A 14,200-nucleotide genomic window follows, 5' to 3' on the forward strand; every position below is an offset into this window, starting at 1 on the left:
TTGTCGAAAGATTACGAGCATCATTCGGCGGCGTATCGGTCGGCGGCCAAACGATTACTCGCGCGACTATAAATAAATTTCAGTTTTTAACATCTGCACATTTTGCGAACCAAAGATTTTGTTGATATTTGGCGCACTAATCTTAAAATTAAATATGAAAGCAATTAAAAAAATGGGCTTCATGTTATTGGCGATCGTAGCCATGACAGTTAGTTCTTGCAGTAGCGATGACGGCGGATCTTCGAATCCCGACCCAACCAATCAAGATGCAACCTATTCGGTTACGATGGATGCAGGTCTGGTTTTGAATTCAGTAACATATCGCAAAGCCGATGGAAATTTCACGACTGTCAACAACATCTCAGGATCGACATGGTCAATAACGGTACAGGACGTTCCTGAGAATTATCAGGCGAACGCCGACTTCGTGATTTCAAACCCGACGTCAGATGATCGCCAAGCTAGTTGTACGGTAGTTACGCCAAACGGCAGCACAGGCAACAATATCTACATTTTCGCGGGTGATACTGAAACGATGCACTTGTCAGACTAAAATTCAAACTCCGGCCGACACCGGAGTTTTTTTATACACGTTCACTACTCATATTCTCAATTTGGCGCGTGTGCCGCTGGGTGTGGAACAATGCGAACGCTATCCATTCGAGTCGCGTCATCGGGCCGAAAACGGGAATTTCGAAATCGAGGCAAATCTCCGACAAATCCAATCGGTTCGCCACGTCTTCCAATTGGCTTCCGAACGTTTCGTAGAATTCCGACATCTTTGATTTGTCGTATTCGCGCATTTGGGGTTCGATGGATTCGGGCGATTTCATTTTCGTGTCGAAATCCAGGAAAACGTCGGCGACCATTTTTACTTTCTCGTCGGGCTTCCGATCGGATGCTTCGGTTTTACCCTGCAACATTCCGGGCAGGTTTTGAATCGAAAGTTTTATATGTTGGGCGGCCTGCGCCGGTGTCCAGCTTCCAGGAAACGGAACGTTGTTGAATTCTGAATCGGGCGTATTTCGAATCGCCGCTGCCATCGCATCGAACGTCGGCTGAATCTTGTTTTTTAGGTTTTCCATCATTCACAATCTACCATCCATTGTATTCCGAAAGCGTCAACGAGCATTCCCCAATGTCCGCCCCAGTCGGCAGGAGCGAATGGCATCATCGGGTTTCCGTCTTTTGATAGCGCGTCATACAGTTTTTTGCCTTCGTCGGTGTTGTCGGCGCTTACGCTGATAGAGAAATTGTTTCCGGGAAGGAACGGAAATTCTTCGCTTCCCACTACGTCGGTCGCCATCAAGGTATTTCCTGTGGGCAACGGCAATGAAATATGCATGATCTTGTCTTTATCAGGCAATATCATACCGGCGCATCCTTCCTGGTCAGGAGTTTGCGGCATGTCGCCGTAACGCACGAAAGCTGAATATTCGCCGCCGAATACGGATTTGTAAAAATTAAAGGCTTGTTCTGATTGGCCTTGGAAATTGAGGTAAGGGTTTACTGCTTTCATTTTTTGCTGATTTATTCCGCTGCGCTCCATCAGTTCGGTTGTGCCTCGGTTGTTGATTTGAAATTTTGTCTTCCGTGTAAGGTTCATTCGTATTTCATCGCAGGAAAGCCAAGCAATCTTCGCCAGAGCGCGATTTGTCCGATGCAGTTCGCTTCCCGATAAATATCGAACGAAACATATTCGTAATTGGTCATTTTCATGCCTTCCATATCGAATGTCGTATCGAGTTTCTCGGTAGTCAGCGCTGATAAGATGTCGCGCAAAATCGGGGAGACTTTCTTCCAATCCCGCTTAAAATCTTCGAGCGACGGATAATCCAAACCGTCCTGTATTCCTTTGTGGTTGTCGAAAAGTTCGCGATGCTTCTGATGAAAATCACCTCCGAACCAATTGACCAATTCACATCGTTCCTGAAGCAGGCTTCCCGCTAGCCATGCAATGTGGTTCGCTTTCGTGCCGAGGCGGTTTTGGGCGGCCTCATCGGGAATTCCGTCGAGCACCCGATCGTAAAAATCGGTATGCAGGTCGAATAAGGTAATCAAGCCTAAAAGTCGGTTGTCGTTCACATTTATTTTTAGCGTTTCCATAGTAGTGTAATTTGTTATAATAAAAGTACTTATCCCAATCGGGTTCGGCGCTGTGGAGATACGACAACCTGCAGGGTAATTCGCGACATCGGCATTACTTGTTTGTTATTGGCCGGAAAAACTTAAATTCGTGACATGCCTGAAACCATCCCGAAGAAAAATTCGCTCGCTTTCAAAGTCCTCACAAACCTCACGTTTTGGGTGCTGATCGCCATCATTTGTGGCGCCGCGCTCGGTCACAACGCGCCTGAAACAGCCGTCAAGATGAAGGAGATCGGCGATACGTTCATCGATATCATCAAAATTTTCATCGTCCCTATTATTTTTCTCACGATCGTTCTGGGAATCGCGGGAATGGGCGATTTGAAAAAAGTGGGCCGAATCGGAATCAAATCGCTCGTGTATTTCGAGATCGTAACGACGTTCGCGCTCGCGATAGGTGTCGCCGTGGCGCTCGTGATCGAACCCGGAAAGATTGACCGAAGCGGTTTGCAGGTTCAGGATCCGAGTAAATTCACGTCGGGCGAAAGCGAATTCAGCTGGCTTAAATTTTTCTTCGACAACATGACGTTGCAGGTTTTGCTTGCGGCGATCGTCGTCGGGATCATCGTGAATTATCTCAAGAACAGGCAGCAGATCGTCGATTTCCTGTATGTCTGTTCGAAATATGTATTCCTCGCATTAAAATTCGTAATGTATTTCGCGCCTCTCGGGGCTTTCGGCGGAATGGCGTTCACGGTGGGGAAGTTCGGGCTGGAGACATTGCTTCCGCTCGGAAAACTAATGCTCACGATGTACATCACGATGGCGGTTTTCATTTTCGTCGTTTTGGGCAGCATCATGCGATATTACAAACTCCGGATACTCGATTTCCTTAACTACATAAAGGCCGAATTGCTGCTCGTGCTTGGAACTTCTTCGTCTGAAAGCGCCTTGCCGAACCTCATGGAAAAACTCGAAAAAATGGGTTGTTCCAAATCGGTAGTCGGTTTGGTCGTGCCGACGGGTTACTCGTTCAACCTTGACGGCACGTCGATTTATTTATCGATGGCCGTGATTTTCCTTGCGCAATTGTACGATGTGCATCTGACTTTCGGCGAAATTTTGACTATTATCGGACTGCTCATGATAACTTCGAAAGGCGCCGCGGGAGTTACCGGAAGCGGATTTATCGTGTTGGCTTCGACGCTCACCGCGGTCCACAAAATCCCGATCGAAGGCTTGGCGTTTCTGCTCGGCGTGGATAAATTCATGAGTGAAGCGCGCGCGATTACGAATTTTATCGGGAATGGCGTCGCGGCGATCGTGATCTCTAAAAACGAAGGGGAATTTTCGGCCCTTGCTGAACCGGAAAATTCCCCTCTGTAAAATACTTCCTGTTTATTTCTTGACGACCTTCAACGTTTTCGTCTTCCCGCCCGACTCGATCTTGACGAGATAGAATCCCGCCGACAAATCGGATAAGTCAATTTCGGCACCTGTCGACATCGGTTCGACCTCGACAATTTTGCGCCCGCTCAATGTGAACACGCTGATGGACTCGATGTCGGTCGCGGCCTCTAACGTAAAAGTATCGGTGATCGGATTCGGGAAATAACGCAATTGCATTTCTTGCTGATCGACCACGCCCAACGAACCCTGCATCAACTGGAAATTGTCGAGGAAAAAGTCGTTGCTGCCGGTTTGCGTACTGCCTTTCGATGCCCAGAACGCGAACTTGACGCGGCCCGAAAGTTCCACCGGAACCTGGATTTGTTCACCTGTAGCCGAAATTGGCGTCGCGGCATTCCAAGTGCGCAAGATCGTCCACGGCCCGTCGTTTTGGGAATATACGAAGTGCACGATATCGTCGGCATCGAGTGAAGTCGTCGACACGTTGCCTTGCTGGGTCAGCGCGATCTTGAATTTGGCAAGAAACGATGTCGTGGCAGGCGTTCCGTTGGGGTTTGGCATGTCGGTGCCGTCGATGTCGAAATCGGGAGAGACGAGCCAATCGCCAACAGCCGGAGTCGCAGGCCCGAGGTTGATTTTCGCCGACACATTCGATGCGCCGTTCGCGAAGTTCGTCGCCACGACCCATTCCCCGTTCTGGTTGTTCTCGCCTGAGGCCAACGTACTGTTGTTCGATTCACTCCAACACGAACCCGGAAACGTACTGAAATCGTTGTTGTAAGGCAGATCGGCCAAACAAAGATTGATATCGGTCGCGCTTCCAATCGTGAAATTGTCCATTCGGAAACCCATCGGGATCGCATTCATCGACGTGAAATTGCTGTAATGCTTGAATCGGAATACGACATCGGTCTGGCCGTTGAGGAAAGCGAGGTTAAACGTCGCGCGTTTCCAAATGTAGTCGCCACCATTGTTGTTCCAGCCCGGCTGCCCGTTCATGTCCTGCAACGCGAATGTCGAATTGCTGGAATACCAGTTCGTGGACGCGCCCATACTCATGATCATCAACGCCCAGGTGTTGCCGCCGTCGGTAGAATATTCGAGGTTTCCGCCGTTGTTTTGGAACGAGCCGTTCATGAAGAAATCGAAGGCGATGAACAACGGTTCGGTCGCGGTGCTGAAATCGAACGACGGACTTTGCAAATAAAACGTCGGCGTATAATATTCGTTGAAACTGCCCGCAGGGACTTGCTCCGTAAACCAAACGCCTTGTGCTTCATGGAAATACGATGGATTCGCGAGCGATTTATTGTGTCGCATGCGGTAAACGTCGGGAATTCCCGATGCGAAACCTTCCTCAGATCGCGCGTTCCAGCCGTCAATCACATCGGCGTCGAAATTGTTGATGTACGGATATTGCGTGATGCCCTGCGTCATCAACGGCCACGCGCCGGTATTGTTATTTTCGTCCGATTCGGCGTTGGTGTTGTTCGCATCGACGTTGTAGACAAGATATTGGTAATCGCCAAGAGCGACGCTCACGTCAAATTGCCTGTTGAGATAGAATTTCGTGTCGGGCGCGATTTGGCTTACCGCGACTTCGCCAAGAAAATGGTCGGAAGCGTCGGGATTTACATCGGTCGAAAGATAAAATTTCGCGGTCGATGCGGTCGTCCTGCCGTTGCCCAGATTCTTGATGTACATCGTAATCCCCAATTTATCCGACAGATCGCTCGCAAAAAGTTGCTTGGTTTGCGGAACGGTCAAATCGACGAACGCCTCGCGGATCTTGAAATCGTCGACGATGATTCCCTTGGCCACACTATTGATCGAACCGTCGTTGAGCAACGTGGCCGTGCTTAGCCGGAAACGGATGTTGTCGTGTTGCTGCAAAAATTCGGCGTCCATCGCATAGTATGTGAGGCGATCCACATCGCGCCCGTTGAATTGCCTGGCGGTTGCAAACGTGTTCTCACTCGGCTTGTCGAGGATTTCGCTGTAATTCACGCCTTCGTAATCGTCGGTAGCCGAATAAACGTTGTATTCTTTCCATTTGTACCAACGGCTGTACGCTTCGTTCACGGGCGCCAAAACCGTCCATGTCGCGCCTCCGTCGATCGAATAACTCATGTTCGTGCTGCCATTGAAACAATAACAACCGCCGTCGCTGTCAAGTTGCATGCTGAATTCGATGACGGGTTTTTGGTAGGCCGTCAAATCGAAAACCGGAGAAACCAATTGCATGCGGCTCATCGACGTCAGGATTCCGTTCGTGTTTTGCGCCCAGAATGCCTTCGTTCCGGAGAACGCCTGTCCGAGATTTGAGTTTTGAGGAACTGTACCGTACTGCCAGTCGTCGGCGCCGATATCCGAATTATGTTCCCAACCTGCGCTGTTCGATTCGAAATCGGTCACATACGGAACCGCAACCGGAGCGGTCTGCGAAAGCGTGAAATAGCTTGAATTGTTGGATTCGCGCATTTCGTCGATCGCGTTCGTCTCGTCGATCACATAAAAAACATAGTAGGTTCCGACCGCGGTTTGCGGCTTGGTAAAAGTAAACTCGTTCCAAGCGTCCTGACCAGCTTCCAAAGCGTTTGGCGAATGTGTTCCGAGCGAAATGTCGGAAGGATCGAACACGTTGTTCGCCGACCAATAAAAATGAATGTTCGTTGCCGGAGCATCGACGTTTCCGCTGTTCATCAAATAGTATTTCAACGTCATTTGTGAATCGTTCGAAGTCGTGTATCGCAGGTATTGTCGGCGTTCGATCGACAAATCGGGTTTGCTCGGGCCGATGTAGATATCGTCGACGATCACGCCTTCAGGGTTCAGGTAATTCGAGTGGAAGCTGATCCTGAACTTGACGGTTTCATTCGACGCGATCTCGTTGAGCTCAAGGTTGAACGAGTCCCACTCGTCGTCAGTGTTTTGCGGGATTACGCCCAATTCGACCCAGTTCGTTGCGCAGTTAAGGTTGTATTCGATCTTGTATTCGTTGTCGTAATAGTTGATTCCGGTGTCGTAATGGTCCTTGAACCAGAAGTTCATCGTGATCGGGCCGGTTGCGGTAGTCAGATCGAAATAACCCGATTCGACGAAATGCGTCCCGATGTATTCCGGAAACGTATCGTCGGACCACGAAAAATCAGCCGATTTGCTCGTATGCCAAGCCTTTTCGCCCGAATACGTTCCTTCGAGATGATGGCGCGTACCCTCGCCCAATTCCCAAATCGAAGGCTCGAACGCATACGGCCAGTTGACGGACCAGTTGTCGGCAGCGGGATCTTCGAAATCCTGGAAATACGGAAGCGACACGATCGGTTTTATGTGGATAGGCGTGTACGAAACATTGTCAACCTCGTTCGATTCAACGACGACATTCAAATTATCGTACTTATAAATGATGTAATACATGCCCGGAGTCAAGCCCTGCGGAACATTGAATGTCTGGGTTACGGTCGCGTTTCCTGCGATTGAAGTATTGACTGTGTTCAGTAAGATATCGGAACCGTCAAGCGTCGTGTTCGTAGACCAATAATAAGCGGTTTGCGTCGCCGCGTACTGGCCGTATTCGTTTTGGAACGCCATGTTGTATTCGATTTTTACCGAAGGGCAATTCGGTGACGAAACGACTTCGTTCCCTTGACCCGCTACGATATTGAAACGCTCGGGCCCGACATAGAAATCCTCGATGATCCAACCGTTATCGAACGTGCTGCTTCCCGTGGTGACGACGCGAAAACGAAATTTCACGTTCGATTGTCCTTGCACGGCGTCAAGCAAAACCGACGATTGTTGGAACGTCGAATACGCCGTAGAAAATCCTGCCGACGTTTGCCAATTCTTCTTCTTGGTCGTCAACGCGGTGTTGAGCAATGTCCAAGTCGTTCCGTTGTTTATGGTGTATTCGAGGTAGAATTTGAATTGTGAATTCCCGTCGGTCACATGGCGGAACGAAAGCGCGAGCGGGGCCGAACTGCCACTCAAATCAAAAGCCGGCGTCTCGAGCGCGCGATCTGATAATTCCACTGCGTAATTATTCCCCAGATTGGTTTCCCAACCTTTACTTTCGGGCGTCAAGGCGACGTACGGATGGCCGAACATCCAGTCATCATTGCCTGAAATCGCGTAATGCGTCCAACCCGCAGGCGGCGTCGGACTTTCGAAATTCATATCGTAAGGAACTGATTGTTGGGCAAACGCGACAAGTCCCGCAATCAGAAACGTGATCGAAAAGTAAAAATTCTTCATCTGAAATTGTTTGATACAATGATAAAAAATAATTTGCCTGTTCGCTCACTATCAACCTTATAATTTTGTAACACTCGCGGTTGGTGCTGTAAGAAATTTACAGGAAAATTCATCAACTTTGAGGCAAACTTAAACGACATGAAAAAATTAATCTCCTCTACTGTTCTATTGCTTTGCTTTTGGTTCTCATCGGCACAGGTTTCAGTCAATGTAAACGTCGGAACACCTCCAGCTTGGGCGCCGTCCACTCCTGCGGGAACCGAATACTATTATCTGCCCGACATCGATTCGTATTACGATATCCGAACCACCGAATATATTTACGTCAACAATGGGAACTGGATCCGTTCACGAAACTTGCCCGTCGCGTACCGTACGTATGTTCCGTCGCGCACCAGAACGTATGTGATCAACGATTACCACGGCCGTTCGCCCTACGTGAACTACAAAGTCCACAAAGTGAAATACCACAAAGGACCCGCTAAAAAAGTCGTAGTCGTAAAAAATAAAGGACGCGGCCATCAAAAAGGGCACGGAAAAAAATAATGCCCTAAATTTGCGCGAAAATCATTTTACATGAAAACCAAAGCCTGGAATTTTCTTCTCTTAGCTTTTGCGACAATTTTATTTTCGTGCAATAACGACGATACGGCGCGGCGACCTCGCGTCGTGTATCAGGTCATGGCATCTTCGGATATTATTTCCACGATCGACTTCAAAGGTTTCAACGGCGAACAGGCTGTGGTCGCCCAGCAGGCCGCCGCTCCGGGTTGGTCGCAATACGTTTTGGTCAACCTTCCATTTACGGCCGTTCTGAACACGAATCTTTCGAACACGGGCGACGCGGCTGCAACTTACGAGCTACGGATTACGGTAAACGATTCGGTCGCGGGTCAAAAAACGGGGACGCTCGAGCCCGGAATGTCGTTGACTGAATCGCTGTCGGCCGACGCTTTCCACTAAGACGAAACTTCGCATTCACGTCACGACTTAATAACGCGCGCGTTTCCCTTTTTACACATTAAGCCTTATCTTTGTGTGCGTAAACAACACCTGACTACATGAATTATTTTTCTTCGGATTTCAAACTTGGCATTCTTGGCGGCGGACAGCTCGGCAAGATGATCCTGAGCGAAACCCGCAAGTTCGACATACAGACTTACGTGCTTGACCCGAGCGACGAAGCGCCATGCGTGATCGCGTGCAACAAATTCTTCCAGGGCGATCTGCAGGATTTCAACACCGTTTATGAATTCGGGAAAAAGGTCGACGTCTTGACTTTCGAGATCGAACTCGTGAACGTCGAAGCGCTTGAAAAATTGGAATCGGAAGGCGTGAAGGTCTTTCCGTCGCCAAAGACACTAAAGAAAATACAGAACAAAGGTTTCCAGAAGGATTTCTACAAACGATATGATATTCCGACGGCGCCTTATCAGCGTTTCATCAGCATTTCCGAATTGGTCGCGACGATCCGATCGGGTGGCGTGAAGTTTCCGTTCGTGTGGAAAAGCGCCGAATTCGGGTATGACGGAAACGGCGTGAAAGTCGTTCGTCAACTGTCGGATCTCGAAAACCTGCCCGAAGTCGAATGCATCGCCGAGGAAATGATCCCGTTCAAAAACGAACTCGCGGTCATCGTCGCACGCAGCGCATCAGGCCAGATCAAAACGTATCCCGTCGTCGAGATGGAATTCCATCCTGAGGCGAATCAGGTTGAATACGTCATCTGTCCCGCGAGAATCTCAAGTGAAGTCGCTGAAAAAGCGCGTCTGATCGCACTCGAAGTTTCCAAAAAATTCGACCACGTCGGGTTGCTCGCCGTTGAAATGTTCCAGACGGACGACGATGCGATTTTGGTCAATGAAGTCGCGCCTCGTCCACACAATTCGGGCCACTACTCGATCGAGGCCAGTTACACGAGCCAGTTCGAAAATCACGTACGCGCCATTCTAGATTTGCCTTTGGGAAACACTGAGAGCAAAGTCGCGGGAATTATGGTAAATTTGGTCGGAGCCGAAGGTTTTTCAGGCAACGTGAAATACGAGAACATCGAAAAAATCCTCGGAATTCAGGGCGTGACACCACATATTTACGGAAAGAAACAAACGCGCCCGTTTAGAAAAATGGGACATGTTACGATCGTGAATGAAGATATGGGTGAAGCGAGACGAATCGCGGAAACCGTGAAGAACACAATTAAAGTAGTCAGTCAATAACAATTTGGAAATTGGATAATTTGGAAATTTGAAAATGGGGTTCGCGATAGCGTTAACGCCTGTTTAATCTTTACGATTGTCATTTCCAAATTATCGAATTTTCAAATTTTCAAATTAAACGTATGAAAGTCGCCATCATAATGGGTTCCATCTCTGACATGCCAGTCATGCAAGATGCCATCGACATATTAAAAGAGTTCAACATCGACACGGAAGTCGACATCGTTTCGGCTCACAGAACGCCTGAAAAATTATTCGACTTCTCCCAGAACGCGCACAACCGTGGGGTTTCGGTCATTATCGCCGGAGCCGGTGGCGCAGCGCATTTGCCCGGAATGGTGGCTTCGATGTCGCCGCTTCCCGTTATCGGCGTTCCCGTGAAATCGAGCAATTCGATCGACGGTTGGGATTCGGTGTTGTCGATTTTGCAGATGCCCGGAGGCGTTCCCGTTGCCACGGTCGCTTTGAACGGAGCGAAAAACGCGGGCATTCTCGCGGCCCAGATCATCGGAAGCGCCGACAAAGACGTACTTCAAAAAATCGTAGATTATAAAGAAGGGTTAAAACAGGCGGTTCTGAAGGCATCGAACGGTTTAAAATCTTAAATTTATTTCCAGAAGCAATTTCCTGCTGCCGCTATTAACTTTCTCCGCAAAACCGGCGTTTGCAACGCGCCTTTTTGGCTTCCTCCGGTCGCCAAAATTCGCGGCAACCGCAACGGTTTGCGTTCAAAAGGCTAACCGCTTGCATCAGGGCTAAGCAGTAATCGCTGAAAGCACGAATTGTCAATTATTCATTATCAATTGTCCATTAAATGAACGTACTCACCCAAAAATTCACTACCAAACACGATACCGCGCCGTTTTCCCAAATAAAGACCGACGATTTTCTGCCCGCTTTCAAGCAAGGGATCGAGGTCGCGCGCAAGGAAATAGACGAAATAACATCGAACAACGAAGCGCCGACTTTCGAGAACACGATCGAAGCGCTGTCGTTCAGCGGCGACCAACTCGATCGCGTATCGAATATCTTCTTCAATTTACATTCGGCTGAAACCAACGACGAGATCCAGAAAATCGCTCAGGAAGTTTCGCCTTTGGTGTCGGAATTCGGAAACGACGTGCGATTAAACGAGAAATTGTTCGCGCGCGTGAAAGCCGTTTACGACCAGAAAGCATCTTTGGACCTTAATGCCGAACAGACGACTTTGCTCGACAAGCAATACAAAAGCTTTTCGAGAAACGGAGCGAACCTGTCAGAAGAAAAGAAAAACCAGTTGCGTGAAATCGATAAGGAATTGTCGAGACTGAGTCTTGAATTCGGCGAAAACGTATTGAACGAGACGCACGCTTTCGAACTGCACATCACCGACGAAAAGGATTTGTCAGGTTTGCCCGAAGGCACGATCGAAGCCGCGAAGGAAACGGCAAAAAGCCACGACAAGGACGGCTGGATTTTTACTCTTGATTACCCGAGTTACGTGCCGTTTTTGACATACGCCGACAATCGCGAACTGCGCAAAAAACTCGCGATCGCGTTCGGAGCGAAAGGTTTCCAGAACAATGAACTCGACAACCAGCAAATCGTCTTGAAGATCGCGAAGTTGCGTTTCGACCGCGCTAAATTGTTGGGTTACGCGTCTCATGCGAACTTCGTTTTGGAAGAAAGAATGGCCGAAAGTCCTGAAAAAGTGAAATCGTTTTTGCAGGAATTGATGGAGAAAGCGCTTCCCGCAGCCAAAAAGGAGTTCGCCGATCTGCAAGCGTTCGCAAAAGAAACCGACGGCATCGAACAACTCGAAAAATGGGACGGCGCGTATTATTCCGAGAAATTGAAACAGAAACTGTTCAGTCTCGACGACGAAAAACTCAAGCCGTATTTCAAGCTCGAAAATGTGTTGGAAGGCGCGTTTACGGTCGCGAATAAATTGTTCGGATTGACGTTCGTCGAGATCAAGGACATCGACAAATACCACGCTGACGTCGTAACGTATGAAGTGAAAGACATCGCCGGAAATCTCGTCTCGATTTTCTACGCCGACTTTTTCCCGCGAAAAGGAAAACGCAACGGCGCCTGGATGACATCGTACAAATCCCAATACGTAATCGGTGGAAACAACGAGCGTCCGCATGTTTCGATCGTGTGCAATTTCACGAAACCGACCGAGACGAAACCGTCATTGTTGACGTTCAATGAAGTCACGACGTTGTTCCATGAATTCGGGCACGCGTTGCACGGAATGTTGGCCAATACGACGTATCCGAACCTTTCGGGAACTTCAGTCTATTGGGATTTCGTCGAATTGCCAAGCCAGATAATGGAAAACTGGTGTTACGAGCCCGAAGCCCTGGCGTTGTTCGCACACCATTACCAAACGGGAGAAGTGATTCCGACCGAATACATCAAGAAAATAAAGGATTCGGCGAGTTTTCAGGAAGGAATGGCGACGCTGCGACAGTTGAGTTTCGGCTTGCTCGACATGGGCTGGCATTCGCAGGATCCAAGCGGCATTACCGATCTGAAAGCGTTCGAATCGGAGCAGTTCGCGACGACGCAATTGTATCCCGACGTGAAAGAAAACGCGATGAGTACGTCGTTTTCGCACATTTTCCAAGGCGGTTATTCGTCGGGTTATTACAGCTATAAATGGGCCGAGGTCTTGGATGCCGACGCTTTCGAATACTTTCAGGAACAGGGAATTTTCAATCCTGACGTCGCGAAGAAATTCCAGGAAAACGTACTTTCTAAAGGCGGAACCGAACACCCGATGATCTTGTACAAACGTTTCCGCGGCCAGGAACCGAAACCGGATGCTTTGTTGAAGCGTGCGGGATTACTTTGATTGATTTGTTTAGGGTTTAGAATTTAGGGTTGCGCGCGTTCATCGATCGACAATTTTAAACGCGAAACCCTAAACAAAAACAACTATATTTATAAACACTTTCGGGAATACCACACCGTAAAGATTTTCCAGTGTCAATCTGCGGCCTCGCGCCCTAATCACGCTACAATGGAATTATCATTTTACAACGAGGCCCAGAAAGTTTGGGATAATATAACGAGAGACGCGCAGCCAAGAGAGCAGAGTTTCGACTTGAGCCTGCATCAAAAATTGCTCGATATCTTCCATGTCGGAAATTATTACTTCTACTTTTTCGACATCAAAAATTTGACTTTCAGTTATATAAGTCCGGGAACGAAGACTGTTTTGGGTTTTGAGCCTGAAGAAGTAACCGTTCCACTGATCATGTCGCGCATCCACCCTGACGATCAGGCGGTTTTCCTGAACCACGAATCGGCGATTATAGAATTCGTCAAGAAACTTCCGAATGACAAAGTCGGAAAATACAAGATGAGCTACGATTATCGCATCATGAATAAAAGCGGGCATTACGTGAGGATTTTACAACAGGTCGTGGCGATGCAGTTTGAAGGAAACAACAATTTGCTCGTGACCATGGGCGTTCACACCGATATTTCGCATTTGAAGAAAAGCACGACATCGGTACTTTCATTCATCGGGCTTGACGGCGAACCGTCGTACATCGACGTGAACGTCAAAGAAGTTTATAAAGAAACGGCCGAAGTTTTCACCAAACGCGAAAAGGAAATTCTGCAATACATGTTGCAGGGATTGCAAAGCCAGGAAATCGCGAAGAAACTTTTCATAAGCAAACATACGGTCGACACGCACCGGAAGAACATTCTCGCGAAAACAAATACCAAGAATACGATTGAACTTGCGATGAAAGTAGTTTCGCAGGGATTGCTATAACTCGGATTTGATACGCAACGGCGGCTCTTTTCTTTTCTGTTGGGCGATCCGCATGAGCGAGCGGTAACCGAACATCAGGAAAATCACCGAGACCATGAAACAGATACAGCCGGCCAATAGATAGTTGAGCATGGATTCGGCTTTCGGCGAGAACAATTCGGAATACATAAAGGCAAGAATCATAAATACCGATCCTGAAATCAACATCCCGAACATTACGCTACGCATAAATTCGCTGCCTCTCCATTTAATTGTCGCATTGTTCATAAGATACCCGACTATCCCACCGAGTATTCCCGCGAATACGAAAACGATGATCAGTAAGTACGGGTGAGCCGACAATTCTTCGGGCAACAGGGCAATTAGCATAATGTATTGAATAGTAAGTCTCAAAGGTGCCGAATTCGCAAATTGCAACCAATACCCATTTATAGTGATTTTTTGGCGAAATCAATGG

Annotated in this window: 13 protein-coding genes; 8 read left to right on the forward strand and 5 right to left on the reverse strand. The window is 48.3% G+C overall.

Annotated features, from left to right (window positions below; all coding sequences use genetic code 11):
- Positions 1-154: 154 nt before the first annotated feature.
- Positions 155-553, forward strand: coding sequence for a hypothetical protein (locus tag EOO50_RS15620; RefSeq protein WP_290841219.1), 399 nt, complete (start codon positions 155-157; stop codon positions 551-553).
- 31 nt (positions 554-584) lie between these two features.
- Here EOO50_RS15620 and EOO50_RS15625 read toward each other — a convergent pair whose 3' ends face one another.
- From EOO50_RS15625 to EOO50_RS15635, 3 genes are all read right to left on the reverse strand, one after another.
- Positions 585-1,085: a DinB family protein gene (locus tag EOO50_RS15625; RefSeq protein WP_290841220.1), complete on the reverse strand. Its 501-nt coding sequence runs from the start codon at positions 1,083-1,085 to the stop codon at positions 585-587.
- On the reverse strand, positions 1,085-1,519 hold the full coding sequence (locus EOO50_RS15630; protein ID WP_290841221.1) for a VOC family protein: 435 nt from the start codon (positions 1,517-1,519) through the stop codon (positions 1,085-1,087). The genes EOO50_RS15625 and EOO50_RS15630 overlap by 1 nt, the downstream gene beginning before the upstream one ends.
- Positions 1,520-1,602: 83 nt before the next feature.
- Positions 1,603-2,106, reverse strand: a complete 504-nt coding sequence (locus EOO50_RS15635; protein WP_290841222.1) for a hypothetical protein — start codon at positions 2,104-2,106, stop codon at positions 1,603-1,605.
- A 135-nt stretch (positions 2,107-2,241) separates the two neighbouring features.
- On the opposite strand from EOO50_RS15635, the gene EOO50_RS15640 reads away from it, so the two are divergent.
- Complete coding sequence (locus EOO50_RS15640; protein WP_290841223.1) at positions 2,242-3,474, forward strand: cation:dicarboxylase symporter family transporter; 1,233 nt, start codon at positions 2,242-2,244, stop codon at positions 3,472-3,474.
- Between the two features lie 12 nt (positions 3,475-3,486).
- Here EOO50_RS15640 and EOO50_RS15645 read toward each other — a convergent pair whose 3' ends face one another.
- The gene (locus EOO50_RS15645) at positions 3,487-7,752 is read right to left on the reverse strand and encodes a CARDB domain-containing protein (protein WP_290841224.1); all 4,266 of its coding nucleotides are present in this window, start codon (positions 7,750-7,752) and stop codon (positions 3,487-3,489) included.
- A 138-nt stretch (positions 7,753-7,890) separates the two neighbouring features.
- Here EOO50_RS15645 and EOO50_RS15650 point away from each other — a divergent pair, with 138 nt between their 5' ends.
- The 6 genes from EOO50_RS15650 (at position 7,891) to EOO50_RS15675 (ending at position 13,743) form a co-directional block, all read left to right on the forward strand.
- Positions 7,891-8,298: a hypothetical protein gene (locus tag EOO50_RS15650; RefSeq protein ID WP_290841225.1), complete on the forward strand. Its 408-nt coding sequence runs from the start codon at positions 7,891-7,893 to the stop codon at positions 8,296-8,298.
- Between the two features lie 30 nt (positions 8,299-8,328).
- A complete protein-coding gene (locus EOO50_RS15655) occupies positions 8,329-8,715 on the forward strand; it encodes a hypothetical protein (RefSeq protein WP_290841226.1) in 387 nt (128 codons plus the stop codon).
- Positions 8,716-8,813: 98 nt separating this feature from the next.
- A complete protein-coding gene (locus EOO50_RS15660; protein WP_290841227.1) occupies positions 8,814-9,968 on the forward strand; it encodes a 5-(carboxyamino)imidazole ribonucleotide synthase in 1,155 nt (384 codons plus the stop codon).
- A gap of 122 nt (positions 9,969-10,090) precedes the next feature.
- Positions 10,091-10,573: a 5-(carboxyamino)imidazole ribonucleotide mutase gene (gene purE, locus EOO50_RS15665; protein ID WP_290841228.1), complete on the forward strand. Its 483-nt coding sequence runs from the start codon at positions 10,091-10,093 to the stop codon at positions 10,571-10,573.
- A gap of 209 nt (positions 10,574-10,782) precedes the next feature.
- Positions 10,783-12,810 carry a M3 family metallopeptidase gene (locus EOO50_RS15670; RefSeq protein WP_290841229.1) on the forward strand — a complete coding sequence of 676 codons (2,028 nt, stop codon included), beginning with the start codon at positions 10,783-10,785 and terminating at the stop codon, positions 12,808-12,810.
- A gap of 168 nt (positions 12,811-12,978) precedes the next feature.
- Complete coding sequence (locus EOO50_RS15675) at positions 12,979-13,743, forward strand: LuxR C-terminal-related transcriptional regulator (RefSeq protein WP_290841230.1); 765 nt, start codon at positions 12,979-12,981, stop codon at positions 13,741-13,743.
- Here the strand turns inward: EOO50_RS15675 and EOO50_RS15680 are convergent.
- Positions 13,738-14,112, reverse strand: coding sequence for a YEATS-associated helix-containing protein (locus EOO50_RS15680; protein WP_290841231.1), 375 nt, complete (start codon positions 14,110-14,112; stop codon positions 13,738-13,740). The two genes, EOO50_RS15675 and EOO50_RS15680, sit on opposite strands and share 6 nt — an antisense overlap.
- Positions 14,113-14,200: the final 88 nt, after the last annotated feature.

This window comes from Flavobacterium sp. (assembly GCF_004211145.1).
Classification (GTDB): domain Bacteria; phylum Bacteroidota; class Bacteroidia; order Flavobacteriales; family Flavobacteriaceae; genus Flavobacterium.

What these genes read in the sequence shown, in the direction of transcription:
- EOO50_RS15640 (WP_290841223.1), top strand. Translation starts at nt 2,242, where the DNA reads ATGCCTGAAACCATCCCGAAGAAAAATTCGCTCGCTTTCAAAGTCCTC.
- EOO50_RS15630 (WP_290841221.1), bottom strand. Translation starts at nt 1,519, where the DNA reads ATGAAAGCAGTAAACCCTTACCTCAATTTCCAAGGCCAATCAGAACAA.
- EOO50_RS15645 (WP_290841224.1), bottom strand. Translation starts at nt 7,752, where the DNA reads ATGAAGAATTTTTACTTTTCGATCACGTTTCTGATTGCGGGACTTGTC.
- EOO50_RS15650 (WP_290841225.1), top strand. Translation starts at nt 7,891, where the DNA reads ATGAAAAAATTAATCTCCTCTACTGTTCTATTGCTTTGCTTTTGGTTC.
- EOO50_RS15655 (WP_290841226.1), top strand. Translation starts at nt 8,329, where the DNA reads ATGAAAACCAAAGCCTGGAATTTTCTTCTCTTAGCTTTTGCGACAATT.
- EOO50_RS15670 (WP_290841229.1), top strand. Translation starts at nt 10,783, where the DNA reads ATGAACGTACTCACCCAAAAATTCACTACCAAACACGATACCGCGCCG.
- EOO50_RS15620 (WP_290841219.1), top strand. Translation starts at nt 155, where the DNA reads ATGAAAGCAATTAAAAAAATGGGCTTCATGTTATTGGCGATCGTAGCC.
- EOO50_RS15660 (WP_290841227.1), top strand. Translation starts at nt 8,814, where the DNA reads ATGAATTATTTTTCTTCGGATTTCAAACTTGGCATTCTTGGCGGCGGA.
- EOO50_RS15675 (WP_290841230.1), top strand. Translation starts at nt 12,979, where the DNA reads ATGGAATTATCATTTTACAACGAGGCCCAGAAAGTTTGGGATAATATA.
- EOO50_RS15635 (WP_290841222.1), bottom strand. Translation starts at nt 2,106, where the DNA reads ATGGAAACGCTAAAAATAAATGTGAACGACAACCGACTTTTAGGCTTG.
- EOO50_RS15680 (WP_290841231.1), bottom strand. Translation starts at nt 14,112, where the DNA reads ATGCTAATTGCCCTGTTGCCCGAAGAATTGTCGGCTCACCCGTACTTA.
- purE (WP_290841228.1), top strand. Translation starts at nt 10,091, where the DNA reads ATGAAAGTCGCCATCATAATGGGTTCCATCTCTGACATGCCAGTCATG.
- EOO50_RS15625 (WP_290841220.1), bottom strand. Translation starts at nt 1,085, where the DNA reads ATGGAAAACCTAAAAAACAAGATTCAGCCGACGTTCGATGCGATGGCA.